Raw genomic sequence first — 24,905 nt, 5'->3', positions numbered from 1 at the left:
ATTTTTTAAGGATTAGTAGACCAAATACTGCTATTTTTGATAAATACTCTTCGGTTTAATTTTAACTGAGCGATAATTAAATCGGCCATGTCTTCAGACTGCATTACTTTTTCTGGGTTTCCGTCAGTAAGGTTTAAGTCTTTTGCCATGTCTGTCGCAACAGTACTTGGCGTTAAAGCTGTAACACGAATATTGTGTTTTCTCATTTCCTGCATTAAAGAATCGGTTAAACCTAAAACTGCAAATTTAGAAGCGCTGTAAGCACTTGTTAAAGCGTTTCCGTTTAAACCTGCAGTTGAAGAAATATTAATAATATCTCCAGTTTGTCTTTCGATCATATTTGGAATAACGGCGCGAGTGGTGTAATACGTTCCCATTAAGTTTACTTGGATAATTCTTTCCCAGGCTTCCGGTTCTAATTCTAAGAATTTTCCAAAAGAAGCAATTCCAGCGCTGTTGATTAGAATGTCAATACTTTTAAATTCGGCGATTGCTTTTTCAACGGCCGAATTGATAGAATTAATATCAGAAACATCAGCAGAAAGAGCCAAAGTTTTTACGCCTAGTTTTGAAGTTTCTTCTGCCAATTGGTCAATATCACTTTTGGTTCTAGAAACTAAAATAAGGTTTACACCTTCTTTTGCCAAAGCAATGGCAACAGCTTTTCCAATTCCTTTTCCAGCACCAGTAATTAATGCATTTTTATTTTTTAAGTCGGTCATGATGGTAATTTTTTGAAATGCAGAAAGCATCATTTTAAGTCTTACAAAAATAAGCTTTTGCAAACTAAAATAATGCTTTAAAATATTTTCTTAATCTAAGTTTAACAACTTTTCGTTATTCTTTCAGAACCATGTCAATGCACATGACAGCTCCTAAAATCAATTGTCTCAATGGACTGTCAGCAGCTACATTCTCTTCAATTTGAAGAACGTAATTATCAGCACTTGTAAAAAACTCTTTTCCTAATCCCGCCCATTTTTTATTTACTTGAGCCAATTGTTTGTTTTCATGAGAGAATTTAAAATCCCATCCTGTCCATTTTCCTTGTAAAGTAGCAACAGGTCTTTCATTTTTATCTAAGATTTCAAATTTTCCTCCTATAGAAAAGAATTTTTGTTTGAAAGTTCCAATCAAACGATCTTTTTCGTCAAGGACTTCCACTGTCGATCTAAAGATGGCAACGCCTCTTCTTACAGTAATTATCTTTTCGCCAGATGCTGTTGTGATTTCAATATTAAATGGAGTAGCTCTTTTATAATCTGTAAAACGCAATACTTTGGTAAAGAAACCAAGATTGTTTTCACGGCAGTTCATAATAATTTGATTTGTCTGCGGATCGTAAATGTCGTAGTTGTTAGCAGCTTTAAACATTCCGACATGTTCTTTTACTAAAAATAGATTTTGGCTTAAAATAGGGTTCATACGAGTATAAAAAATTAATATTTTGAAAAAAGCCCAAATGTAATACAATATTTATTAATTATTGTAATTTACGATTTGGACTAAGAATATTAAACACCTATTGTAGAATAGAAATTATTTTTGGTTTATTTTTTTACTGGTCAGAATAATTGCTCCGTTTGCTCCTCGTTCTCCATAAATTGATTTTGCTTCGTTCATCTTTAACGCCTTTACAGATTCAATAGTTTTGGGATTGATTTTACTAAATTCTACTTTGTCAATAATCTTTCCGTCTAAAACGTATACAATTTGCATAAGCTCAGATTTAGAAGGAGCACATATTATGATTTTAGTAGGTTGAACAGGCTTAGGTTCTGTAATAGATGAAATCTTTGTCTCACGAATCGTGTCTTTTGTTGGTTTAGAAGCAGATTTATCTTGCGCCTTTGCCACATAACTAAACAGAAAAAAGAATAAAAGAAGGTTTATAGTTTTCATTGTCAGTAATTAATTAAATTGTTTTGCACCTTCCACCAAACGAATAAACTCCGCTTTGTAACCTTCGCCATCATTTGAATTTCCTTGTTTTGCCAGTTTTGCAATTTCTTCTGATGATTTGTCAGCAATTAATTTTGAATCTCTTAATTTCAATCCGAACCAAGCTACCGCAGTACTAAATTTCATATCATCACTCGCCTTATTCAAAGCAATTGATTTATTCTCGATTACCTGAACCATTTCGATGCTTTTTTCGCCATCAGGTTTTTTGTAACGGAATTTTACTGTTGCCAATTCATTGCTGTAATTACTAGAATTGGTTTCCGTTTTAGTGTATTTTAAATCATCTGTTTGTGCTGTTAAATAATCGCTTTTTACACCAGCAGGGATAATTTCATACAAAGCCGTTACGGTATGATTACTTCCTAATTCTCCAGCATCAATGGCATCATTTTTAAAGTCTTCTGGACGCAGTTTTCTATTTTCATAACCAATCAAACGATACGATTGCACTTGTTTGGGGTTGAATTCAATCTGGATTTTTACATCTTTCGCGATAGCAAACATTGAACCTTTAAATTCTTTTCCTAAAAAACGATTCGCTTCCTGAATGTTGTCGATGTACGCGTAATTTCCATTTCCTTTATCGGCCAGAATTTCCATTTTACTGTCTTTGTAATTGCCCATTCCATAACCTAAACAAGTTAAGAAAACGCCTGTTTTTCTTTTCTCTTCGATTAGCTTTTCCATGTCAGTATTAGAAGAGCTTCCTACGTTAAAATCGCCGTCAGTTGCTAGAATTACACGATTGTTTCCTCCTTTAATAAAATTTTCTGTCGCCGTTTTGTAAGCCAGTTCAATTCCAGCTCCTCCAGCCGTGCTTCCTCCAGATTGTAATTTATCTAAAGCGTCGATAATTGTTTTTTTCTCGTCACCAGAAGTTGGTGGCAAAACCATTCCTGCAGCACCCGCATAAACTACAATGGCCACTTTATCTTTTGGACGTAATTCGTTAACCAATATTTTTAAAGATTGTTTTAGTAAAGGCAATTTGTTCATGTCGCTCATTGATCCCGAAACATCAATCAGAAAAACAAGATTTGAAGCAGGTAAATCATCAGTAGGAATATTTTTTCCCTGCAAACCAATTTTTAGGATTTTATTATTTGCATTCCAAGGCGAATCGCTCACTTCTGTATTGATCGAAAAGGGATGTTCGTTTTTTGGCTGTGGATAAGTGTATTTGAAAAAATTAACCATTTCTTCTACACGAACGGCATCTTTTGGAACTTGCTGTCCATTATTTAAAAAACGTCTGATATTCGTATAAGAAGCATTATCAACATCAATAGAAAAAGTAGAAAGCGGTGCTGTTTTTGGACTTTCAAAAGCATTTTCTACAAAAGAGTCATAATCTTCTTGAGATGGTTCAGCAGGAATTGGAACAATGTTTAATTTTTGATCTAATTCCTTTTCTGAAAGGTTTTTATAAAGGTTATTTTTAGTAGAAATAACAACAACGCCATTTGAAGCTTTACTTCCATAAATCGAAGTCGCCGCTTGATCTTTTAAAACCGAAACATTATCAATATCATTCGGATTAATTTTTGCCATTTGATTGGCTTTTGCAGGAACTCCATCAATAATATATAAAGGTTCATTTTTTGGAGGTAGGGAAGGAGATTCTCTTGGCATTTTAAAACTTTGTTTTGGAGCAGCAACATATCCAACACTATTTTGAACCTGAACTCCAGCGACTTTTCCTTGTATTGCTTGAGAAAGATCTCTTTTTTCTTTTTTTCTTTCGGCACGCGCATAACTACGGTCTTCATATTCCGAACTATTCGTGCCGTAGCCAACTACAACAACTTCGCTTAATGTTTGGTTGTATTCATTTAATCGTATATTAATTGTATTTGAATTTTGAACTTTTTGGCTTTGCGTTTCAAATCCAATAAAACTGAAAACTAACATGTCTCCTGTTTTAGCTTTAATGCTGTATTTTCCATCGAAATCACTTGTGGCGTTTACTTTTGAATTCTGATTCAAAATGTTTACGCCCGGAAGCAACTGTTGGGATTTGTCTGAAATGATTCCAGTAATCGTTCTTTCTTGCGCCATGCTTACAAAACATATAAGCATAGCAATGGCTGATGAAATAAGTTTTAGACTTTTCATGATAATAAGTTTTAAGAATTAATGTTTTGATTTTTAATGGTCTAGATTGTGAAAATCATTGCCTTCTTCGAGGATAACAGAGGAAAGGAGTTAGGTCTTTTATTTCTAAAGAATCCACCATTATTAAATTGATAATGTTTTTTTCTTTTAATATCATTGTTTCGGTTTTTAAACCTTTGAAGCTAAAAATAAGAGTATCCCTTTTTTTAACTTTTATAGCATACTTGCCATCAAAATCGGTTAGTGTTGATCTTTTATTTTCTTTAATTGATACATTAACTCCAGGAAGGGCTCCATTCTTATCTGAAATAATTCCAGTAACCGTTCTTTCTTGTGCCATGCCTGCGAAATATATTAGCATAGCAATGGCTGATGAAATAAGTTTTAGATTTTTCATGATAATAAGTTTTAGAGTTAATGTTTGGGTTTTGCTTTGTTAAAGCTACAGACTTTGACAAAGCATGAGATTATTTTTTCGGAGCTGGTTTTCCTGTTTTTGTGGTGATAATGACAACTCCTTTTTTACCTTTTTCGCCATATTTTTCAGTGGCTTCAAGGTCTTGCAAAATGGTTATGGTTTTAATGTCTTGTTTGTCTAAAGGTGCATAAGGACTTGTTGGATTTTTGCCAAATAAATCATTTTCAGAATAATAAACTCCGTCAATGATGTATAATGGTTCTTCCAAAACTACTAATGAATCGACATTTTCTGGATTTAGATTCGGAAGTTCACTTTGCATCATTTTGTCTTTTTTGGCATCATTGCTATGCGCCATTGCATTTCCGTTAAGGACTACTAAAGGCGTGCTTTTTTTAGCTCGTGAAGTACTTTTATCAACAAAAGCAGCTTTAGCAGATTCCCTTTGCGGATTTTTAAAATACCCCATTTCAGAAGTTACTTCTTTTTCAGAATCTGTATTACTGTCTTCTTCTGCACGTATTGGCGATGAAGCAACTATTATAGCGTCATAATTGGCTCTTTCAGTTACAACTGGCGGAGGAGCAATTGCTTTTGGAATAGCTTGAGTTTCATGCACTGCTACTTTTTCCTGCTGTTTGATCTGCTGGTCTAGAATTTTAGCCACTTCTTCTTTTGGAACTAATGGTGTATCTGAAGAGACAACTGTTTCATTTTTTTCTGCAGCAGGGTTTTCAATGTTAACTTTTTCGTTAACTACAACTTTTGGAGTTTCGTTTATATCCTCTTTATTGGTATGTAAAAATTGTGAACCCAAAGAGATTAATAAAAGAAGAGAAGCCACAACAGCAATTTTTTTCCACAATACAATTGTCTTTTTATCTTCCTTTTTGTCCAGTTTGTCTTCTACGCGCGACCAGACTTTTTCCATTCCTGGAAAGTCTTTAAACTCGGCATTTTGCGAAGCTTGTTTTATTTTATCGAATAATTTATCTTGATTGTCCATGACTATTTTGCTTTTTGATAATACAGTTTATTAACCAGTTCTTTCAGTTTGGTCTTAGCGGCATTCAATTGTGATTTCGAGGTGCCTTCGGAGATCTTCAGCATTTCGGCTATTTCTTTGTGAGCATAACCTTCAATAACAAAAAGGTTGAACACAGTTTTACAGCCGTCAGGAATATGGTTTAATAAATTAAGTAAATCTTCTTCTTCTAGTGTATTCAGTTCGTCAACAGAAGGCTGCGAAAGCATTTTCACATCGTCTAAATACATGTTGAAGTTAGTTTCTTTTCGAATCGTTGCTAAACAATGGTTTACAGTTATTCTTCTTGCCCAGGCTTCAAATGCATAAGCTTCTTTTAACTGATCCAGTTTGGTAAAAATCGTAAAGAAAGAATCGGCAAGGGCTTCTTCAATTTCTTCTTCCTTTTTTAAATATCGTTTGCAAAGGCGGTACAACTTTGGCGCCATGTATTCGTACACCTGACGCTGGGCATCGCGGTGCATTTTTTTACAGTTTGCTATTTGAGTCTCGTTTATCACAATTGTTCTTTTTTATATAGAGACATAAAAAGATGAAAAGGTTGGGACGGGTTAAAAAAAAGTTTTTTTTAAAGGTTCAAAGTTGCAAAGAAACAAAGTTACAAAGGTTTTCTATTGTAGAGACGCACGGCAGTGCGTCTCTAAGTTGGATGTTGTAATCGAAAAATTTTGTGTTTCTCTGTGAAAATCTCTGCGAATCTTTGTGGAATAATTTTTCATAGAGGTTCACAAATGTTTTATTTAATCGGCAATGTCAATTTATAAATTTTAGTTTCTAAAAGTTCTGTGTCGTTATCTTCACAAAGTAAAAACTCAATTTTATTATTTTCTTTTTTATAGAAAGTCAAACCTTCAAATTTATTGGTTGAAGTGATTTTTTGAGTAAAATCGATTTTCATGGTTTTAGCATCGATTCGGCCAATGAAACTTCCCAGAATTTCACCATCATCGTAAGTTGATTTCGTGTCTTCTACAGTAGAAAGAAAATAGATTTTATCTTCAACCAAAATGGCATCAGTAAAACTGGAACGAATGCCTTTTATTTTTGGAAGTTTATAATTAACCGCAATTAAAGCAAATTCTTCGTCCAGCTTTTTGGCATGAATCGTAAAAATGGTGTTTTTGTTGGAAACTCCGTTTCCACGATTGAATAAATACCAATTTTCTCCGTCGAAAATTGCCCCTTCTAAATTGAAATCTTCAGGTTTAATTTCGCCGAAACTTTGCATTAGAGCATATAAATCGACTAAGTTATTTTTCTTTAAAACCGTTTTAGACTTCAAATCAAACTCAATCATTTTGTTTCGGTTTTCAGTTGAACCGGAACCAAAAACATAAAGCGTGTCGTTATGATGTGTTAATGATTCAAAATCGGGTTTTAGGTTTTTTGGGATATTTTGCGTCGGATTGTCAATTAAAGCATGTTGACTCAATTGATGATTTTGCATATTGTATTCGTATAAGAATCCGCTGTTGTCGCCAATTACATAAAGTGCATCGTTATTAAAAAATAATCCGGATGCTGAACCGATTCCGATAATTTGAAATAATATTTCTAATGTGAATTTTTCCATGAAATGTTGTTTTGAAAGTCTTTAAATTATCTTGACTTTATCTTTTTAAATATATTGTTTTTTTCTGCTTCTGAAATTGTCTTTTCAAGGATGTCTATTACTCGCTTACTTTTTAAGTTGATATTGTGATCGTAGTTAATGTTTATTTTACCGTTGTCTTCCTTCTCTAAATTGAAACTATCAAAACGTTTTTCGATTATTTGATTGCCTATTGATATTTTTAAATTTTGTTGGCAAGAATGATCTATCATCAAATGATAAATTTGATTTTGAGATTCTTTATATGCAAACTGTTTAATTTCATCTTTTTCAATAATGTCTTTGTTTGGAAAATACATATGCCAAAAAATATTGTCATCATCCACAGTCTCATTGTATTTAGCACATATACTTATCTTTGTTAATTTTTTTCTCCCTTTCTCAATCCAAAAAATGTAAACTGGATTATTTGGAAAATCCTCCATACAAAAATCCTCTGCTTCAGATGGACTTAAATAACGAATTTTGACTCCTCCTACGCAATAACTTTCATAAACACAAATAGTATCTATTTTTCGAGATTGAAGTTTTTTTACATAATTAGAAACTAAATCTTCGACATTAAATTTAATTTCGGAATTGTTTTGTGCATTTCCCAGAAGATTAAAAAAGAAGAAAAATAAAAACAGTATTCTTTTTGTCATTATGAATTTTAAATAATAGAAAATTTCTTTTGAAAATAACTGCCTAGCCCTGATAGTAATGGAAATACTTTGAAAAGAAATGGCATTTTTTCCTGACAGAACAAAGCGACCAACGGAAGCTCTTGTTATGGCTTTGGAAAAAAGCAATTTATTGAAAAGTATTGCAATGAATAGCAGGAATTTGCTTCGTAAAATTACTATATTTATGATACAAAATTCGAAAATATGAAATCAATAGACCCGAAAGATTTTAAAGTTACAGATAAAATCAAGTTAAGCAAACTTCCAACTTTATTAAAAGTTGATGCCGATGATGATGAAAAAGAAGAAAAACTCGATAAGGTTCAGGCGAAATTGAGCGATTTGCAGGATGTCATGTATGCGCACAACAAATATGCGGTTTTAATTTGTCTTCAGGGAATGGACACTTCGGGAAAAGATAGTTTGATTCGGGAAGTTTTTAAAGAGTTTAATCCGCGTGGGGTTGTGGTGCATAGTTTTAAAACACCAAATTCGAGTGAATTGGAACACGATTATTTGTGGCGCCATTATATTGCTTTGCCAGAAAAAGGAAAGTTTGCGATTTTTAACAGAACACATTACGAGAATGTTTTGGTAACACGAGTGCATCCTGAATATATTTTGTCTGAGAATTTACCGGATATCAATTCTGTAGATGATATTACGGATGAATTTTGGGAAGAACGAATCAAGCAGATCAATAATTTTGAGAAACATATTGCTCAAAACGGAACAATTGTGATGAAGTTCTTTTTGCATTTGAGTAAAGAAGAACAGCGCCAGCGCTTGCTTAGACGTTTGGAAGAAGAAAAACACAATTGGAAGTTTTCGCCGGGCGATTTAAAAGAACGTGGTTATTGGGATCAATATATGGAGTATTACGAAGAGGCGATTAATAAGACTTCTACTAAACATGCTCCATGGTACATTGTTCCTGCAGATGACAAAGAAATGTCGCGTTATATTGTAGCCAAAATTATCTGGGAAGAAATGAAAAAACATACCGATATTAAAGAACCGAAATTGGATGAAAAAACGAAACTGAATATTGAGCTATATAAAAAAGAACTCGGTGAAAAATAAGTTGAGTTTAATTAGAAAATGAGTCAATTTGATAATTCTTACAATCCGACAGGTTTCTAAAATCAGTCGGGTTTAATTTTGTTTTGAAAACTAAACTTTATAAAATAAAAAATCCGACAGACTATGCGAGCTGTCGGATTTTTACCAAAAACAAAATAATAAATTAAACCTATTTTTTATAGTTTAAAACCATAAGCAACACGCAGTGCTACTTGATTGGTTCTAAAATCTTTGTAATCTTCGTAACGAACACTTAAATCGATGAATTTATTGGCGTATCCAATTCCTGGCGCCCATAAAAAAGTAGTGTTGTTGTAACCGTTAGTTACTGCAAAACCAGCACCAACTTCTCCTAAAACATAAAACTGATCTTTTAAAACAAAAGCTTTAAAACCTGCTTTGGCTGGAATAAATCCAAGATCTTTAATGTCATTTCCTGCGGCGTCTTTTTTGCCATTAAATAAATTAGTAAATCCTGTTGTTAACGTTAATGATGTTTTTTTAGAAAGATCATATTGTAAACGTACATCTCCACCAAGTGCCCAATCGTAATCGCCATCGGTTGGAAGACCTCCATTTACTCCAAAACCTAATCTAAATCCTTGATCGTAATTTGTTGCTTCTGTTTCTTGAGCGAATGTTGTGTTAGAGAATAAAAAAGCAAAAGCAGCTAGGCAAATAATCTGTAATTTTTTCATGGCTTATATTTTAGAATTATTAATAATGTAAAAGTAAAACGGAGGTATTTGGAGATTGTTATACAATTTTTAAAAATCTTTATATAATATTGAGTTCGCCTTATTTTTTGCTTAAAATTGGGATATAATTTTATTAATAGGATAGAATTCGAAGCTTCTGATTATCTTTGCCGACTAAAATTGATTACAAGTGAATTTAAAGCAGTACACAAAAGAGTTTTCGTATAATTTAAGACTGGCTTATCCTGTTATTTTAGGGATGGTTGGACATACTTTAATTGGTATTGTCGATAATATTATGGTGGGCAAAATTGGGAGTACAGAATTAGCGGCTGTTTCTCTTGGTAACAGCATGATTTTTATTGCCATGTCGCTTGGTATTGGTTTCTCTACTGCTATTACACCAATTGTAGCAGAAGGAGATGCAGAGAAAAATGATACTAAAATTCGTTCTGCATTTCATCACGGTTTGTTTTTATGTACCATTCTTGGCTTGATTCTTTTTAGTGTAATAATGTGCGCGAAACCCATAATGGAATTGCTAAAACAACCAGAAGATGTTATTGTTTTGGCAAAACCATATTTAGGATGGGTGGCTTTTTCATTGATTCCTTTAGTAATGTATCAAGGTTATAAGCAGTTTGCAGACGGAATGTCATTGACCAAATATTCAATGTATGCCATGGTAATGGCCAATGTTTTGCACGTTGGAATCAACTATGTTTTGATTTACGGAATGTGGATTTTTCCAAAAATGGGAATTATCGGTGCAGCATTGGGTACTGTAATTTCGAGAATCTTTTTGGTCATGTTTATGCACATTATGCTTTCGCGAAGAGAAGATTTAAAGCGTTTTTTCAAAGGTTTTAGTTTTAATGAAATTAAAAAAGCAACTATAAAGAAAATTATAAGCATTGGATTTCCATCGGCCATGCAAATGTTGTTTGAAGTGGTTTTGTTTACAGCTTCGATCTGGCTTTGCGGGAATATTGGAAAAACAAGTCAGGCGGCAAATCAAATAGCGTTGAGTTTGGCTTCCCTTACTTTTATGTTTGCAATGGGATTAAGCGTAACTTCGATGATTCGTGTGAGTAATCAAAGAGGTTTGATGGATTATAAAAAACTACTTGTTGTAGCGAGATCTATTTTCCTGCTGGCTATTGTGTTAGAAGTTTTCTTTGCTTTGGTGTTCATTGCTTTTCATACTGTTTTGCCTCATATTTTCTTGAATATGGAAAATACGATTCAACTGACCGATAATACAGAGGTAATTGCAATTGCTTCTAAATTATTATTGATAGCTGCTGTTTTTCAGATTTCAGACGGAATTCAGGTTGTAGTTTTAGGAGCGCTAAGAGGATTACAAGATGTTAAAATTCCAATGTATATTACCTTTGTGGCGTATTGGGTGATTGGTTTTCCGATTTCGTATTATTTGGGAGAACATACTGAATTGAAAGCGCAAGGAGTTTGGATTGGACTTTTGGCAGGTTTAACCGCTGCAGCTGTGATGTTGTATTTACGCTTTAATTATCTGACTAAGAAATTGATTACAAATTCAATTTCAAATGACTAATTTTGAATAGAATTTTAGATTCAAAAAAATAACCATTAATAAAAAAAATAAATATGGAATTACCTAAATTTTTACTTGGAGACAATACTGACTTCCCAGATGATATTTTTATCATCCACCTTGATTATCCAAGATTTATTATCAATTTGAAAGACGATGAGGTTGAGTTTTTAGAAGAACCTGAAGATCTTGATGAAGCCGAATTAAATGCCGAAATGGAAAGTTTAATTGAAAAAGCGAATGAGTTTTATGATCGCGAAGTAAATCGTTACGAAGAGTAAAGATGCCTCTTTTGCGTCTTTACTTTTAAGTTTATTTTTTACGTTCTTATTTTGTTTCCAATGAAAAAATTAAGTTTTTTAAAACCGATTTTCAATTTTATTTTAATCGGTTTGTTGATTACCACTTTAAGTCGCCTTTTTTTATTTTTTATATTTAAAGAAAGAGTAGAGCAGACTCCCGATTTCTGGTATATTTTTCCAATCGGTCTCCGAATGGATTTGATATTACTTTGTTATTTATCGTTTCTTCCAGCTTTATTAATTACTTTTTTGCCTAATAAATGGCTGAAATTCACGAATAAGTTTTTAGTAATTTACAGTTTCTTATTTCTGTTTTTAATTCTATTTGTAGAATTAGCTTCGCCGGATTTTGTAAAACAATACGATACGCGTCCGAATAAGATTTTCTTAGATTATCTGATCTATCCAAAAGAAGTTGTTGGAATGCTTTTAAAAAGTTATCTGACTTCAATAATTGTGACATTCCTTATTTTAGGAGTGGTGCTTTATTTTGCTTTCAAAAAAGGGAAAAAGTTTTTTTATACTGTCAGTACAGATTATAAGTTTAAATTAATGCTATTTCCATTAGTAGCTTTTTTATTGTTTTTTGGAGCACGTTCTAGTCTAACTTCAAAACGTCCAATTAATGCTAGTAATGCTGTTTTTTCTACAGATCAATTGACCAATACTTTAGGGTTAAATTCATTTTACACAGTTGCATTTGCAGCTTATTCGATTAAAAATGAAGGAAACACTAAAATGTACGGTAAAATGGATGAGGCTGAAGCAACTGCCCGTGTAAAAAAATACATGATTGCTGGGCCAAGTGATTTCACAGATGCTGCAATTCCGTTTTTACATGTACAACAGCCAGATTCTGTGATGAAGAAGCCTTATAATTTGGTTATTTTTCTACAAGAAAGTTTAGGTGCAGAATATGTTGGAATTTTAGGCGGAAAACCATTAACTCCTGAATTTGATAAATTGTCCAAAGAAGGAACTTTATTTACCAATTTATACTGCACAGGAACCAGAAGCGTCCGTGGAATCGAAGCGGTTGTAACAGGGTTTTTACCTTCACCATCAGAAAGTGTTGTCAAATTAGGTAACTCACAGCAAGGCTTTTTTACTTTAGCGGAAGCGCTAAAACAAAAAGGTTACGAGACCAGTTTCATTTACGGCGGAATGGCGAATTTTGATAATATGGCTTCATTTTTTAATGGAAATGGTTTCAGCGATATTGTAGATCAAGAAGATTTTGATTCTGATGGGAATAAATATGCTTTCAAAGGAACTTGGGGTTATTCTGATGAAGATTTGGTAACCAAAGCCAATCAATATTTCAAGTCAAAAGGAGATAAACCATTTTTCTCTTTGATGTTCTCAACTTCAAATCACGAACCGTTTGAATATCCTACTGGAAGAATCAAACCTTATGACAAAAAGCCTGCTACAGTAAATAATGCGATGAAATATGCCGATTTTTCTATTGGTAAATTCTTTGAATTGGCTAAAAAAGAAGCTTATTTTAAAAATACTATTTTCATCGTAATTGCAGATCATAACACCAGAACATACGGTAAAAACTTAGTTCCAATTAATAAATTCCATATTCCAGCATTTATTATGGGGCCAGGAGTTCCAAAAAATGCAGTTTACGATAAATTGGCAAGTCAGATTGATATTCCACCGACTTTGTTAAGTTATTTAGGACTTCCGTTCGAAACTCCAATGGTAGGAAGAAACTTGAGCAAATTAGATCCAAAAGTGCAGGGTAGAGCTATCATGCAGTTTAATGATATTAATGCTTTTAGAGTAGAAAATCAAGTTGTAATCATGCAGCCTAATTTGAAACCACTTCAGTTTGAAATCAAAAATGATACAACTTTGATTCCAGTGAAATTAAATGAAGAATTAGCAAAAGATGCTTTGGCGCATGTAATTACGGCAGGAAACCTATATAAAGAAAGCAAATACAAATTAAGAAAGAAATAATTTTTACCATATAAGTAATATTAGTTCATTTAAACAACAATTGTTAAATCTTGAATTTTCTTATATTACTTATATGGTGTAAAAAAAGTTTTTACTGTTTTTTAAAGTACAGTTGTAACAAATCCTGAGCAGCTGCAAAAGATGAAATTTCATTGTTTTGCACTGCTTTTTTATTTTCTTCTAAAAGTGAAATGATTTCAGGCTGATTGTAGAAATTTTGTTTCAATTGTTCGTTGATGGTTTCCATCATCCAGAAATGATTCTGTTCGTTTCTTTTTTCTTGAAAGAACCCCGTTTCTTTGGTTATTTCAAAATAATCCGAAATAGTATTCCAGATTTCAGAAATACCTTCTTTAGTAATAGAACTGCAAGTGGTTACTTTTGGCTGCCAGTTAGATTTTTTTGGTGGAAATAAATGTAAAGCTCGGTTGAACTCCACTTTCGCTTGATTAGCTTTCTTAATATTGTCTCCGTCTGCTTTGTTGATGACAATAGCATCTGCCATTTCCATAATGCCTCGTTTGATACCTTGAAGTTCATCGCCGGCACCAGAGATTTTTAGCAGAAGAAAAAAATCAACCATACTATGAACAGCGGTTTCACTTTGGCCAACACCAACGGTTTCAATAATAATAGTATCAAAACCTGCCGCTTCACAAAGAATAATAGTTTCTCTGGTTTTGCGTGCGACACCACCTAGAGTTTCTCCAGAAGCACTTGGTCTAATAAAAGCATTTTCGTCTTTTACCAATTCTTCCATTCGGGTTTTATCGCCCAAAATACTTCCATGTGAAAGAGAACTGCTTGGGTCAACCGCCAAAACCGCTACTTTTTTACCCAGTTGTGTGAGATGTTTTCCAAAGGCTTCAATAAAAGTACTTTTTCCAACGCCGGGAACGCCTGTAATTCCAATACGAATGGACTTATTGGCATGTTGTAAACAGCCTTGAACGACAGCACTGGCTTTTTCAAAATGATCTGGATTTGTACTTTCAATTAGAGTGATCGCTCGGCTTAAAGAAGTTCTGTTTCCTTCCAGAATACCTTTGATTAATTCTTCAGAAGAAGGCTGTTGCCTACGTTTGTTTTTAATTTGATTAATAGCCGATATATTGGTGATTTCGGGAGGTGAAATCCCAGGTTTTTCAGAAATGTTTCCAGCTTGTTTATTCAAATTTGACAAAATGCACTTTTTAGAAATGTAAAAGTACTGAAAACAAAAACAGTTTCAAAAGACAAAACTTCCTTTGAAACTGCATAAATTTATTTGCCACGAATTCACGAATTATTGTTGCATTTTTTGTTAATCTAATCGAAGCCGAATGACACAAAAGTAGCTCGTCAACGATTGATAATTTTGATTAAATAATTATTTCGTGTAATTTTTACTTTCGTCAAAATGAAATATAGAATTCTATTAAAAAATAATTCGTGAATTCGTGGCTAAAAAAAATTAGTAACCCGCCGTAAAGCGAACCTGATGATGTTTTGGAGTTTCTACTTCATCAGCAATAACAACCGCTAAATCTTCAACAGATAAAATACTTCTTTGCTCCTCATTGAAAACAGGATTTTCTAAACCTAAACGGTATTTTCCGGTTCTTCCAGTTTTAGTTCCAGCGTGCATTTCGAATGCAGGACTAAAGAATGCCCAGTCTAAGTCTTTTTCCTCTTTAATGATATTTAAATAATGTCTTGCAGCGTTTGCACCAGGATAAATTTCTTTAGGGAAATCTGGAGTATCAACCGCTTGTAAATCTGGAGCTACAAATAAACTTCCAGCGCCGCCAATAGTAATGAAACGTTTTACACCTGATTTTTTAACCGCTTCCTGAATTGCTTTTGAACCTGCTAAAAAGTCATCATAAATGTTTGGATTTGTCCATCCTGGGTTGTAAGCGTTAACAACAGCATCGTGACCTTTCAAGATTTCTGCCAAAGCGTCAACGTTAAAAATATCTGTAGCTGCCCAAGTAGCGTTTGCTGTGTCTTTTGGAGTTCTTGCAATAGCAGTAATTTCATGTTTTCTGTCTGCTAATTCGTTTAAAATTGCTGAGCCAACAAATCCAGTAGCTCCGATAATTGCGATTTTCATAATATATAAATTTATTTAGTAATAAAAAATGTTACAGTTTTGGCTAAAAAAATATTTTTAAAATTGATTCGAAAAATCTTCCAATGAAATTCCTTCCAGTTGTGCACTGACTTTTTGATTCATTTCACTGTATAAAGCTTCCAAATGCTGATTAATGTTTTTTCCAACGGGACAATCAGGATTTGGCTGATTCTTTGCAAAACCTAAACCAATGCTTTCAAAGGTCATTTCGAATATTTGTTTTAAAGTCAGTTCGGCAGCGTTGACTGCCAATTTTGTACCGCCATTTTTTCCTTCTTTACTTTCTACGATATGATGTGCTTTTAAATTGGCAATTTCTTTTCGAACCAAAACAGGATTTAGATTAATACTTCCCGCAATAAACTCCGATGATAAAAAATCATTGGGGAATTTATGGAGCAAAGTAAGAATGTGAATCGTTATGGCAAATTTACCTGAAATCATACTGTAATAAAATATGTTACAAATTTATGTTTTTTTGTAACACAAAATACTAATTTAACTAAAAATTAATTCTTTACCTCAAATTTTAAATACTTATTTTTGTGATGAGCTACAAATATGAACAACTTTATATTAATATTCTTCTTCCTTTCATTGGGTTTAGTTTTACAGAGAGTAAAACAATTTCCGACTCATATCTATAAGACATTAAATAAAATTGTTATTTATTTCTGTCTTCCTGCAATTACACTTTATCATATTCCGAAGATTAAATGGAGTAATGAATTACTGTTTCCAATAGGAGCGGGCTGGATTACTTATATTTTAGCTTTTCTGTTTTTTCATATTTTAGGAAGAAGAAAAGGCTGGTCAAATAAATTGATTGGATGTCTGATTTTGACTGCCGGATTAAGTAATAGTTCCTTTTTGGGTTATCCAATCATTGAAGCTTTATTTGGGAAAAAAGGATTAGAAACAGCAGTTTTAGTAGATCAGCCTGGAACTTTTGTAGTGGTTTCTACACTTGGTGTTTTTACAGCTGCTTTTTATTCTAAAGGAAGTCCAAATTTTTTGGGGATTTTCAAGAAGATCATCACGTTTCCTCCATTTTTGATGTTTGTTTTAGCTTGTATTTTCAATGTTTTAAATTATGATTTACATGAAAATATTCAGGATATTTTACTTAAAATTGGAAGTTTAGTAACGCCGTTAGCATTGCTTTCAGTTGGTTTACAATTAACTTTTGATCGGAAAAGCCAGCATTGGAAATTCTTAAGACTGGGACTTTTCTTCAAGCTGATTTTAGTTCCATTTGTGATTTTTGTGCTCTATGTTTTTATTTTTAATCAGCGTTCGGAAGCTATAAAAATCACTTTAATGGAAACGGCAATGGCTCCCATGATCACAGGTGCAATTTTAGCTTCGACTTATGGCTTAAAGCCAAAATTAAGCAGTATGATGATTGGTTTTGGAATCCCGATTTCTTTCATAACTCTTGCAATTTGGTACTTTATCTTAAGTTTTATTTAGTTCAAAATACTAATTAGATAGAGAAAGTAGAATTTTAACTTTTTTTTACCTTTTCAATGTTTTCTACATGCATTTTTTAGTTAATTTTAGAGGAACTAAAAAAAGATATATTATGTCAACATTAAGATTAGGCGATATAGCTCCAGATTTCAGCGCAGAAACCACGCAGGGACCAATCAATTTTCATGAATGGTTAGGAGATTCTTGGGGTGTTTTATTTTCGCATCCAGCAGATTTTACTCCTGTTTGTACAACTGAATTGGGAACTGTAGCGAATTATGTTCCTGAATTTACTAAAAGAAATACAAAAGTTATTGCTTTGAGTGTAGATGGTTTAGACTCGCATAAAGAGTGGATTAAAGACATTAACGAAACGCAAAATACAGAAGTTAATTTTCCAATTATTGCAGATGAAGATAAAAAAGTAGCGAATTTATACGATATGCTTCATCCAAATGCAAGTGACAAATTTACAGTGCGTTCTGTTTTTGTGATTGGCCCAGATAAAAAAATTAAATTGACGCTGACTTATCCAGCTTCAACAGGAAGAAATTTTGACGAATTATTGCGTGTTATTGACAGCTTACAATTAACTGCAAATTACAGCGTTGCCACTCCAGCAAACTGGAAAGACGGCGAAGATGTAGTAATTGCACCAGCAATTCCAGACAGTGATATTCCTGCAAAATTCCCAAAAGGACATACACCAATAAAACCTTATTTACGATTGACTCCACAGCCAAATAAGTAATTTGAGGTTCTAAGATACTGAGATGCTATCCCGATAGCTATCGGGACTAAGTTTTTTCTTAGAATTTTAGCATTTTTGCTTTTATGGAATAAAGTAAAAAAAGCGTTGGAATTTTCACTTATGAAAATCTCAACGCTTTATAAAAAAACTGAGAATCTTAGCATCTTAGAACCTTAGTATCTTAAAAAACTCACTTTGCAGATAATAAAGTATTCATTCTTTTTTTATCTCCAACAACCCAAAGAATATCATTTTTTTCTAAGATTAAACTGGATTCCGGATTTAGGATACGATTTCCGTTTCGTTCAATACCTACAACCATTCCGTCGGTTTTGGCTCTGAATTGGCCAATGCTTTTTTGAATAAATTCATCTTGAGAAACTTCCAGCTGACGTAAAACAATATCTGTTTCTTCTACTTTTCCAGGAGCTTCAGTTTCATTTTGATTTAGATACTTTGTAAATTCAACAATTTGGGCATCGGTACCAATTACACAAATTTCGTCTCCTGGAAATAAACGTTCATTTTTGGTCGGTATTGGAATGGTTACTTCGCCGCGTTTGATGTAAGCAATGTTAATTCCTAATGATTCTCGGATCTTTAATTCCTGCAGTGTTTTTCCAACAAGATTCGATTCTTTTTTAATTTCAAAAAAGGACATGTGACCGTCCCACGGCATCAAATTAGCATATCTTCTATCAATCTTTTTGTTTTCACGATCGTTGAGGTTTTTCAAAAAGTGATTTTCGATTTTATGATATTGTTCATTTAATTTTTTAGGGAAAATTTGATAGGCTCCAATAGCGATAATAAGCGCTATAAAAGCAACCAAAGGCGAGAAGAAGATATTCAATAAAAAACCGACAAAGAATAATCCGAGACTCATCCTGATTAGAATAAGCATCAATAATGCCCCGCGGTATTTACGCTCTTCCCAAAGTATTTCTACTTCATCTACTTTAACACGACGGAGTGACAATGCCCATAAAAATGGTGCAATAATCACTAAAGTCAATAAAGCAGCTAAAGTATTTCCAAATCTAGTATCGGCCACTAAAGGCGCAACGAATTTAGAGGACAATAAAATAATTGCGGTAATAATAATAGTATGAAGTATAATTTGAGTAATTGAAGATCGCAATACAATCTGCCAAGTACTGACCGATTTAATTGCTTGAGCATTTACACTGTATCGATTAATGTTTTTAACCCATCGTTTCGGCATTTTTGATTCTAAAAATAAAGCAAATCTTTCCGAATACTTAATTAAAAATGGAGTTGTAAACGTTGTTATTGCTGATACTGCTACAATAATTGGATACAAGAAATCACTGGTTACTTTCAGCGTCATTCCAAGTGTTGCAATGATAAAAGAGAACTCTCCAATTTGCGCCAAACTCATTCCGGTCTGTACAGACTGTTTCAAAGGCTGACCAGAAATTAAAGCTCCGATAGAAGAACTAAATGCTTTTCCGAAAATAGTTAAAAGTGTAATCAAACCAACTGGAAGTGCATAAGTCAATAGCGTTTCAGGATTAATTAACATTCCGACAGATACAAAGAAAACAGCGCCAAATAAATCTTTTACAGGCTGAATTAAATGCTCAATTTTTTCTGCCTGTGTAGTCTCAGCAATAATAGAACCCATTATAAAAGCGCCTAAAGCGGGAGAAAAACCAACATTTGCTGCAAACATTACCATCATCAAACATAATGCTAACGAAATAATAAGTAGCATTTCATCAGTTAAAAGATGCTTTGCTTTTTTCAAAATCGTTGGAATAATAAAAATTCCTCCTAAGAACCAAATGATTAAAAAGAATACTAATTTTAAAACAGACTGCAATAATTCGCCTCCAGAAACCTGATCGCTTACTGCAATTGTCGATAATAAAACAAGCATTAAAATGGCTACAATATCTTCAACGATTAAAGCTCCAAAAACAATTCCAACGAACTTTTTTCCTTTCACTCCCAATTCATCAAAAGCCCTGATGATAATCGTTGTGGAAGAAATAGAAAGTGTCGCTCCAAGGAAAATACTGTCCATTTTTCCCCAGCCCATCCATTGTCCGACACAATAACCAATCAATGTCATAAACATTATCTGGGTTATGGCGGTAACAGAAGAGGTTCCTCCAACCTTCATTAGTTTCTTAAAGCTGAATTCGAGTCCTAAACTAAAAAGTAAAAATATAACTCCGATTTCTGCCCAAACTTCAACACTTTTCATGTCTGTTATAGAAGGGAAAAAATCAAAATGGTTTCCAGCTAAAAATCCTGCAATCAGGTAGCCTAGAACCAAAGGCTGTTTCATTTTTTTAAATAGTAGAACGGCAATTCCGGCAGTCATCAGGATTAATCCCAAATCACTAATTAAGGGTTGTAAGTGGTGTGTACTTTCGGCAGCGGCATTTAATGCAATCATATAAAAACGTGGTATTTTTTTAAGGAGCTGATCCAGCTTTTCATTGTAATGAAATCCACTGCTCTTTTATAAGAATAAATGGCTAGGTAATACTGGTTTAGCTCCGAATTAAATAAAAAAAGCTATCTCGATAAAGATAGCTTTTTTTGACAAAATATTTGGTATTTTCTTTAGATTCCTGTGTAATTACTAGGAGTTATTGCTAATAATTCTGCTCTAACAGCATCTGAAACTTCTAAAGTTGCAATAAAATTATGAATTGCATTTTTATCAATAGCTTCATTTGTTCTTGTTAGGCCTTTTAAAGCTTCGTAAGGGTTTGGATACGCTTCGCGACGTAAAATAGTCTGAATTGCTTCAGCCACAACTGCCCAGTTTCTTTCTAAATCTTCAGCAAATTTACTTTCGTTTAAAAGTAATTTATTCAACCCTTTTAGAGTTGCCTCAAAAGCAATAATAGTATGTCCGAATGGAACTCCAACATTACGTAAAACCGTACTGTCAGTTAAATCACGCTGTAATCGTGAGATTGGTAATTTTGCTGAAAGATGTTCGAAAATAGCATTTGCAATTCCTAAGTTTCCTTCAGAGTTTTCAAAGTCAATTGGATTTACTTTGTGTGGCATTGCAGAAGAACCAATTTCGCCAGCTTTGATTTTTTGTTTGAAATAGTCCATTGATACATACGTCCAAATATCACGGTCTAAGTCTATAATAATAGTATTGATTCTTTTTAAAGCATCGAAAAAAGCAGCAAAATGATCGTAATGCTCAATTTGTGTTGTTGGGAAGGAATGCTGTAAACCAAGATCTGTTTCAACAAATTTATTTCCGAACTGTTTCCAGTCAATTTGCGGATACGCTACATGATGTGCATTGAAGTTTCCAGTTGCACCACCAAATTTAGCTGCAAATGGAACATTAAATAACAAACGCATCTGCTCTTCTAAACGCTCTACGAAAACCAAAATCTCTTTTCCTAAACGAGTAGGAGAGGCAGGTTGTCCGTGTGTACGTGCCAGCATTGGAATATCCTTCCATTCAACGCTTAATTCTTTTAATTTGGCAATTACAGCAACTAAAGTTGGCATATAAACTTGCTCAAATGCTTCTTTTGTCGAAAGCGGAATAGCAGTATTATTGATATCTTGAGACGTCAATCCGAAGTGAATGAACTCTTTGTATTGAGATAAACCTAATTTTTCAAAAGCATCTTTGATAAAGTATTCTACCGCTTTTACGTCGTGGTTGGTTACTTTTTCTGTTTCTTTAATCCAAAGTGCATCTTCTGTAGAAAAGTTTTTGTAGATGTTTCTCAAGCTTTCAAACAAACTAGCGTCAATACCTTGTAGTTGAGGTAATGGAATTTGGCATAAAGCAATGAAGTATTCCACTTCAACTAAAACACGATATTTTATTAAAGCTTCTTCAGAGAAAAAAGGGGCTAAATTTTGAGTTTTATTTCTATATCTTCCATCAATTGGAGAAATAGCATTCAATTCGTTTAGAGTAGTCATTGTTATGTTGTTTTTTCGAAAGGTGCAAATATAAACAGAATTTAGCGATTACAGGCAATTAAAACGCTCATTTGTGCATTCAAAATGAATTTAATCGTGTTCTCAAATCAGCAACTCCTTCAGATGCAAATTTGGCAATCGTTTCTACTTTATTTCGGATATTTGGAATTGCAATTGGTTTGGGATCAATGTAAAAAATAGGAGTTGTACTCGGAACATAAGCTGTCAATCCTGCGGCAGGATAAACTTGAAGCGAAGTCCCAATTACGGCAAAATAATCTGCAGTTTCGGTTATGTCAATTGCTTCTTCCAATGCTGGAACTTCTTCACCAAACCAAACAATGTGAGGCCTCAGTTGATTTCCGTTTGCATCAAGATCTCCAGTGTTTAAATCTTCTGTCCAGTCTAAAATTAGATTTTTATCCCGAACACTTCGAACTTTTAATAATTCTCCATGCAAATGTAAAACCTTTGTGCTTCCGGCACGTTCGTGTAAATCGTCAACATTTTGAGTGATAACGTAAACATCAAAATCTTTTTCCAGCTCAGCCAGAATACTATGTCCTAAATTCGGATTGACTTCTTTTAACTGCTGACGGCGTTTGTTATAAAAATCCAAAACTAATTCTTGATTTTTATGCCAGCCTTCAGGAGTTGCGACTTCCATTACATCATGTCCTTCCCACAAACCATCACTGTCGCGAAAGGTTTTGATACCGCTTTCAGCACTGATTCCGGCTCCGGTTAATACTACAAGTTTCTTTTTCATTTTACTTCTATTAAAAGATAAAAATAGTGATTTCCTAATTCAAATGTTTAGTAAATAGTGTGGATCGATTATACTTTTTAGAAAAAAGAATAGGTATTTATACTCTTTGCCTCTCGCTTTTAATTATTTAGTTTTAATGTGGTGTTTGGTAAAAGTGATTCTAATATGATTTTAATTCAATTTACAGGACTTTCTGGTTCAGGAAAAACAACGTTGGCAGAAAATGTCAAGCATCTGCTGCTTCAAAACAATTATGAAGCAGAAATAGTAGACGGCGATGTTTACCGACAGACAATTTGTAAAGATTTAGGATTTTCTAAAGAAGACCGTTGTGAAAATGTAAGACGTCTTTTTACTGTTGGCCGAAATTTAATCGTAGAAAATAAGATTGTTTTAATGTCGGTTATCAATCCGTATGAAAATCTTCGTAATGAATTACGTTCTTTCGAATTCGTTAGGACGGTTTTCCTAGATTGTTCTATTACTAATTTAATTGAAAGAGACCCAAAAGGGTTGTATAAAAGAGCATTATTGCCAGACCATGATCAAAATAAAATTCGAAGTTTTACGGGGATAAGTGACGTTTTTGAAATTCCAGAAAAAGCAGATTTGGTCTTAAAAACAGATTCTGAAACCGTTTCGATTTCTGCCCATAAACTGTACAATTTTATAATTAGCAATTTAAATTTTTAAGACTTATGAATCCTTCTTCCTGCCAGCTTCCAATTTCTTTTTCGATAGAAAAACTGCAAAACGATTTAGTGACTTGCGAGACTAATCTGTGGACACCGCATTTTAATATCAATCGCTATGAAGGAAAATGGACCAGTGTTTCTTTGCGGTCACAATCGGGATTAGAAACTGATATTCTTTCTTTTCCTGATAAAGAATATAAAAATACACCTTTGCTTGACAGCTGTTCTTATTTTAAAGAAATAATGGATTGGTTTAAGTGCGAAAAAGAAGCGGTGAGATTATTAAGACTCGGGCCTCAAAGCGAAATTAAAGAACATGTTGATAATGACACTTCATATGAAGATGGTTTTTTCAGGATTCATATTCCTATTATTACGAATTCTGAAGTTTATTTTTATGTAGACCAGAAAATAGTCCCAATGAAAATGGGAGAGTGCTGGTATGCTAATTTTCAATTACCGCATAGTGTACAGAATAAAAGTACGGAACCTAGAATTCACCTAACGCTGGATTGCATAAGAAATGATTGGTCTGATGAATTGTTTTCTAAAATGGGTTTTGATGTGAATTTTATGCCAAATGAGCAGCTTTCAGATGAGGTAAAACACCAGATTATTGCAGAGCTTTCTAGAAATCCATCTGAAATTAGTTCTAAAATTATTGCAGATCTTCAATCACAAATGAACTTATAAAGAATGGAAGTTATACAGCATTTTATTTCAAATTGGATTCCAATTAAATTAATTGAAAAAGAAAATGAAGTCTATTTTGAATGGATTTATTTTTCAGATATTCCTTTTGCAGAACCTTTTTTTGAAGAAACAATTGCGAAATGCAAAAGCCATAGTTATAATTCAAAACATTTTAAAGTAGTAAGTACAGCGGAGAATCTGATCGATTGGTCTAAAGAACTCGATTTTGTCGAACTGAAAGGATTGGTTTTTCATGTGTCAAGATGCGGATCAACTATGTTGAGTCAGTCTCTTGCTACTTCGCCAGAAAACATTATGGTTTCTGAAGCTCCTATTATCGATGAGATTCTAAGAAGTAATGCTTTTGATGCAGATGTTAAGACCGTTTTGTTGAAATCGGCTATCAGATTGCTTGGTCAAAAAAGATTTCCTGAACAAAATAACCTTATTATAAAGCTGGATGCTTGGAGTATTTTTAAGGCTTCTTATTTGAGATCGGTTTTTCCTGAAGTCCCTTTTGCTTTATTGTACCGAAACCCAGAAGAGGTTTTAAGATCGCATCAAAAGCACGCGGGCATGCATATGGTTCCTAGTATAATTCCGTCGAGTGTTTTTGGGATTACTACCAAAGAGATTGAAGAGATAAATTTTTGGCAATATCAAGCTTTGGTTCTAGAAAAATATTTTCAAGGTTTTCTAGATTTTTATGAAACAGATTGCAATGTAATAATACTTAATTATAATGACGGAATGAAAAATGTCATTGAACGATTTATATCTTTTATAAATGCCAGTTTTTCTGAAAGTGAATGGAATGGGATGTTGGAACGTCTTAAAAAACATTCTAAAAATGAAAGTACTGTTTTTAGTGGGGATTCTTATAAAGATGATAATTTATCTGCGAATTTGACAAAGGTTAAAATGCTATATGAAAAGCTTCACGCGAATTTCATTGAAGATTTAGCACGTTGAAAACTTAGACGAAGCCTTCTTTTTCTATTATTTATGTA

General features: G+C 33.3%; 25 protein-coding genes. 9 read left to right on the top strand and 16 right to left on the bottom strand.

Annotated features, from left to right (window positions below; all coding sequences use genetic code 11):
- Positions 1 to 5: 5 nt before the first annotated feature.
- The 9 genes from P2W65_RS25280 to P2W65_RS25240 all read right to left on the bottom strand — a co-directional run bounded on the left by P2W65_RS25280 (position 6) and on the right by P2W65_RS25240 (position 7,946).
- Positions 6 to 722 (bottom strand): 3-ketoacyl-ACP reductase, encoded by a 717-nt coding sequence (locus P2W65_RS25280; RefSeq protein WP_289662566.1) that lies wholly within the window; start codon positions 720 to 722, stop codon positions 6 to 8.
- 115 nt (positions 723 to 837) lie between these two features.
- The gene (locus P2W65_RS25275; protein WP_289662564.1) at positions 838 to 1,425 is read right to left on the bottom strand and encodes an LURP-one-related family protein; all 588 of its coding nucleotides are present in this window, start codon (positions 1,423 to 1,425) and stop codon (positions 838 to 840) included.
- A 114-nt stretch (positions 1,426 to 1,539) separates the two neighbouring features.
- Positions 1,540 to 1,902 carry a hypothetical protein gene (locus tag P2W65_RS25270; protein ID WP_289662562.1) on the bottom strand — a complete coding sequence of 121 codons (363 nt, stop codon included), beginning with the start codon at positions 1,900 to 1,902 and terminating at the stop codon, positions 1,540 to 1,542.
- A gap of 9 nt (positions 1,903 to 1,911) precedes the next feature.
- Positions 1,912 to 4,080 carry a vWA domain-containing protein gene (locus P2W65_RS25265; RefSeq protein ID WP_289662561.1) on the bottom strand — a complete coding sequence of 723 codons (2,169 nt, stop codon included), beginning with the start codon at positions 4,078 to 4,080 and terminating at the stop codon, positions 1,912 to 1,914.
- A gap of 55 nt (positions 4,081 to 4,135) precedes the next feature.
- Positions 4,136 to 4,477 (bottom strand): carboxypeptidase-like regulatory domain-containing protein, encoded by a 342-nt coding sequence (locus P2W65_RS25260; RefSeq protein ID WP_289662560.1) that lies wholly within the window; start codon positions 4,475 to 4,477, stop codon positions 4,136 to 4,138.
- Between the two features lie 70 nt (positions 4,478 to 4,547).
- The gene (locus P2W65_RS25255) at positions 4,548 to 5,504 is read right to left on the bottom strand and encodes a hypothetical protein (RefSeq protein ID WP_289662559.1); all 957 of its coding nucleotides are present in this window, start codon (positions 5,502 to 5,504) and stop codon (positions 4,548 to 4,550) included.
- Positions 5,505 to 5,506: 2 nt separating this feature from the next.
- On the bottom strand, positions 5,507 to 6,007 hold the full coding sequence (locus tag P2W65_RS25250) for an RNA polymerase sigma factor (RefSeq protein ID WP_091492245.1): 501 nt from the start codon (positions 6,005 to 6,007) through the stop codon (positions 5,507 to 5,509).
- A gap of 272 nt (positions 6,008 to 6,279) precedes the next feature.
- Positions 6,280 to 7,116 (bottom strand): DUF6929 family protein, encoded by an 837-nt coding sequence (locus tag P2W65_RS25245; protein ID WP_289662558.1) that lies wholly within the window; start codon positions 7,114 to 7,116, stop codon positions 6,280 to 6,282.
- Between the two features lie 26 nt (positions 7,117 to 7,142).
- Entirely contained in the window at positions 7,143 to 7,946 is an 804-nt protein-coding gene (locus tag P2W65_RS25240) for a hypothetical protein (RefSeq protein WP_289662557.1), read from the bottom strand.
- Between the two features lie 78 nt (positions 7,947 to 8,024).
- Between P2W65_RS25240 and P2W65_RS25235 the strand changes: the two genes are divergently transcribed.
- The gene (locus tag P2W65_RS25235; protein WP_289662555.1) at positions 8,025 to 8,903 is read left to right on the top strand and encodes a PPK2 family polyphosphate kinase; all 879 of its coding nucleotides are present in this window, start codon (positions 8,025 to 8,027) and stop codon (positions 8,901 to 8,903) included.
- Positions 8,904 to 9,079: 176 nt separating this feature from the next.
- On the opposite strand, the gene P2W65_RS25230 is transcribed toward P2W65_RS25235, so the two are convergent.
- Positions 9,080 to 9,601: a hypothetical protein gene (locus tag P2W65_RS25230; RefSeq protein WP_289662553.1), complete on the bottom strand. Its 522-nt coding sequence runs from the start codon at positions 9,599 to 9,601 to the stop codon at positions 9,080 to 9,082.
- Between the two features lie 190 nt (positions 9,602 to 9,791).
- Between P2W65_RS25230 and P2W65_RS25225 the strand changes: the two genes are divergently transcribed.
- Genes P2W65_RS25225 through P2W65_RS25215 form a run of 3 tightly spaced genes read left to right on the top strand, consistent with a single transcriptional unit; the run spans position 9,792 to position 13,453 of the window.
- Positions 9,792 to 11,177, top strand: a complete 1,386-nt coding sequence (locus P2W65_RS25225) for an MATE family efflux transporter (protein WP_289662551.1) — start codon at positions 9,792 to 9,794, stop codon at positions 11,175 to 11,177.
- A 53-nt stretch (positions 11,178 to 11,230) separates the two neighbouring features.
- Positions 11,231 to 11,458 (top strand): DUF8828 family protein, encoded by a 228-nt coding sequence (locus tag P2W65_RS25220; RefSeq protein WP_179002369.1) that lies wholly within the window; start codon positions 11,231 to 11,233, stop codon positions 11,456 to 11,458.
- 60 nt (positions 11,459 to 11,518) lie between these two features.
- Entirely contained in the window at positions 11,519 to 13,453 is a 1,935-nt protein-coding gene (locus P2W65_RS25215) for an LTA synthase family protein (protein WP_289662549.1), read from the top strand.
- A 91-nt stretch (positions 13,454 to 13,544) separates the two neighbouring features.
- Here the strand turns inward: P2W65_RS25215 and meaB are convergent, their stop codons facing one another.
- The 3 genes from meaB to P2W65_RS25200 all read right to left on the bottom strand — a co-directional run bounded on the left by meaB (position 13,545) and on the right by P2W65_RS25200 (position 16,013).
- On the bottom strand, positions 13,545 to 14,636 hold the full coding sequence (meaB, locus tag P2W65_RS25210) for a methylmalonyl Co-A mutase-associated GTPase MeaB (protein WP_289662547.1): 1,092 nt from the start codon (positions 14,634 to 14,636) through the stop codon (positions 13,545 to 13,547).
- A 270-nt stretch (positions 14,637 to 14,906) separates the two neighbouring features.
- Positions 14,907 to 15,548, bottom strand: a complete 642-nt coding sequence (locus P2W65_RS25205; protein WP_289662545.1) for an NAD(P)-dependent oxidoreductase — start codon at positions 15,546 to 15,548, stop codon at positions 14,907 to 14,909.
- 57 nt (positions 15,549 to 15,605) lie between these two features.
- Complete coding sequence (locus tag P2W65_RS25200) at positions 15,606 to 16,013, bottom strand: RrF2 family transcriptional regulator (RefSeq protein ID WP_109194644.1); 408 nt, start codon at positions 16,011 to 16,013, stop codon at positions 15,606 to 15,608.
- A 117-nt stretch (positions 16,014 to 16,130) separates the two neighbouring features.
- On the opposite strand from P2W65_RS25200, the gene P2W65_RS25195 reads away from it, so the two are divergent.
- Together P2W65_RS25195 and P2W65_RS25190 are read left to right on the top strand one after the other, a co-directional pair.
- The gene (locus P2W65_RS25195; RefSeq protein WP_289662544.1) at positions 16,131 to 17,042 is read left to right on the top strand and encodes an AEC family transporter; all 912 of its coding nucleotides are present in this window, start codon (positions 16,131 to 16,133) and stop codon (positions 17,040 to 17,042) included.
- A 112-nt stretch (positions 17,043 to 17,154) separates the two neighbouring features.
- The gene (locus P2W65_RS25190; RefSeq protein WP_091492334.1) at positions 17,155 to 17,793 is read left to right on the top strand and encodes a peroxiredoxin; all 639 of its coding nucleotides are present in this window, start codon (positions 17,155 to 17,157) and stop codon (positions 17,791 to 17,793) included.
- A 190-nt stretch (positions 17,794 to 17,983) separates the two neighbouring features.
- On the opposite strand, the gene P2W65_RS25185 is transcribed toward P2W65_RS25190, so the two are convergent.
- From P2W65_RS25185 to P2W65_RS25175, 3 genes are all read right to left on the bottom strand, one after another.
- Entirely contained in the window at positions 17,984 to 20,221 is a 2,238-nt protein-coding gene (locus tag P2W65_RS25185; RefSeq protein ID WP_289662541.1) for a cation:proton antiporter domain-containing protein, read from the bottom strand.
- 170 nt (positions 20,222 to 20,391) lie between these two features.
- On the bottom strand, positions 20,392 to 21,738 hold the full coding sequence (gene purB / locus P2W65_RS25180; RefSeq protein WP_179002363.1) for an adenylosuccinate lyase: 1,347 nt from the start codon (positions 21,736 to 21,738) through the stop codon (positions 20,392 to 20,394).
- A gap of 79 nt (positions 21,739 to 21,817) precedes the next feature.
- Positions 21,818 to 22,507 (bottom strand): SIR2 family NAD-dependent protein deacylase, encoded by a 690-nt coding sequence (locus P2W65_RS25175; RefSeq protein ID WP_289662540.1) that lies wholly within the window; start codon positions 22,505 to 22,507, stop codon positions 21,818 to 21,820.
- Between the two features lie 165 nt (positions 22,508 to 22,672).
- Here P2W65_RS25175 and cysC point away from each other — a divergent pair, with 165 nt between their 5' ends.
- From cysC to P2W65_RS25160, 3 genes are read left to right on the top strand one after another with little or no spacing between them, the layout of a single operon-like run.
- On the top strand, positions 22,673 to 23,200 hold the full coding sequence (gene cysC / locus P2W65_RS25170) for an adenylyl-sulfate kinase (protein ID WP_289662539.1): 528 nt from the start codon (positions 22,673 to 22,675) through the stop codon (positions 23,198 to 23,200).
- Between the two features lie 5 nt (positions 23,201 to 23,205).
- Complete coding sequence (locus tag P2W65_RS25165; protein WP_289662537.1) at positions 23,206 to 23,895, top strand: aspartyl/asparaginyl beta-hydroxylase domain-containing protein; 690 nt, start codon at positions 23,206 to 23,208, stop codon at positions 23,893 to 23,895.
- A gap of 3 nt (positions 23,896 to 23,898) precedes the next feature.
- A complete protein-coding gene (locus P2W65_RS25160) occupies positions 23,899 to 24,867 on the top strand; it encodes a sulfotransferase family protein (protein WP_289662535.1) in 969 nt (322 codons plus the stop codon).
- Positions 24,868 to 24,905 lie beyond the last annotated feature (38 nt).

Source organism: Flavobacterium panacagri (genome assembly GCF_030378165.1).
GTDB classification, from domain to species: Bacteria; Bacteroidota; Bacteroidia; order Flavobacteriales; family Flavobacteriaceae; genus Flavobacterium; species Flavobacterium panacagri.
The sequence above is the reverse complement of the archived record's forward strand: the minus strand, read 5'-3'. Positions and strand labels throughout refer to the sequence as shown.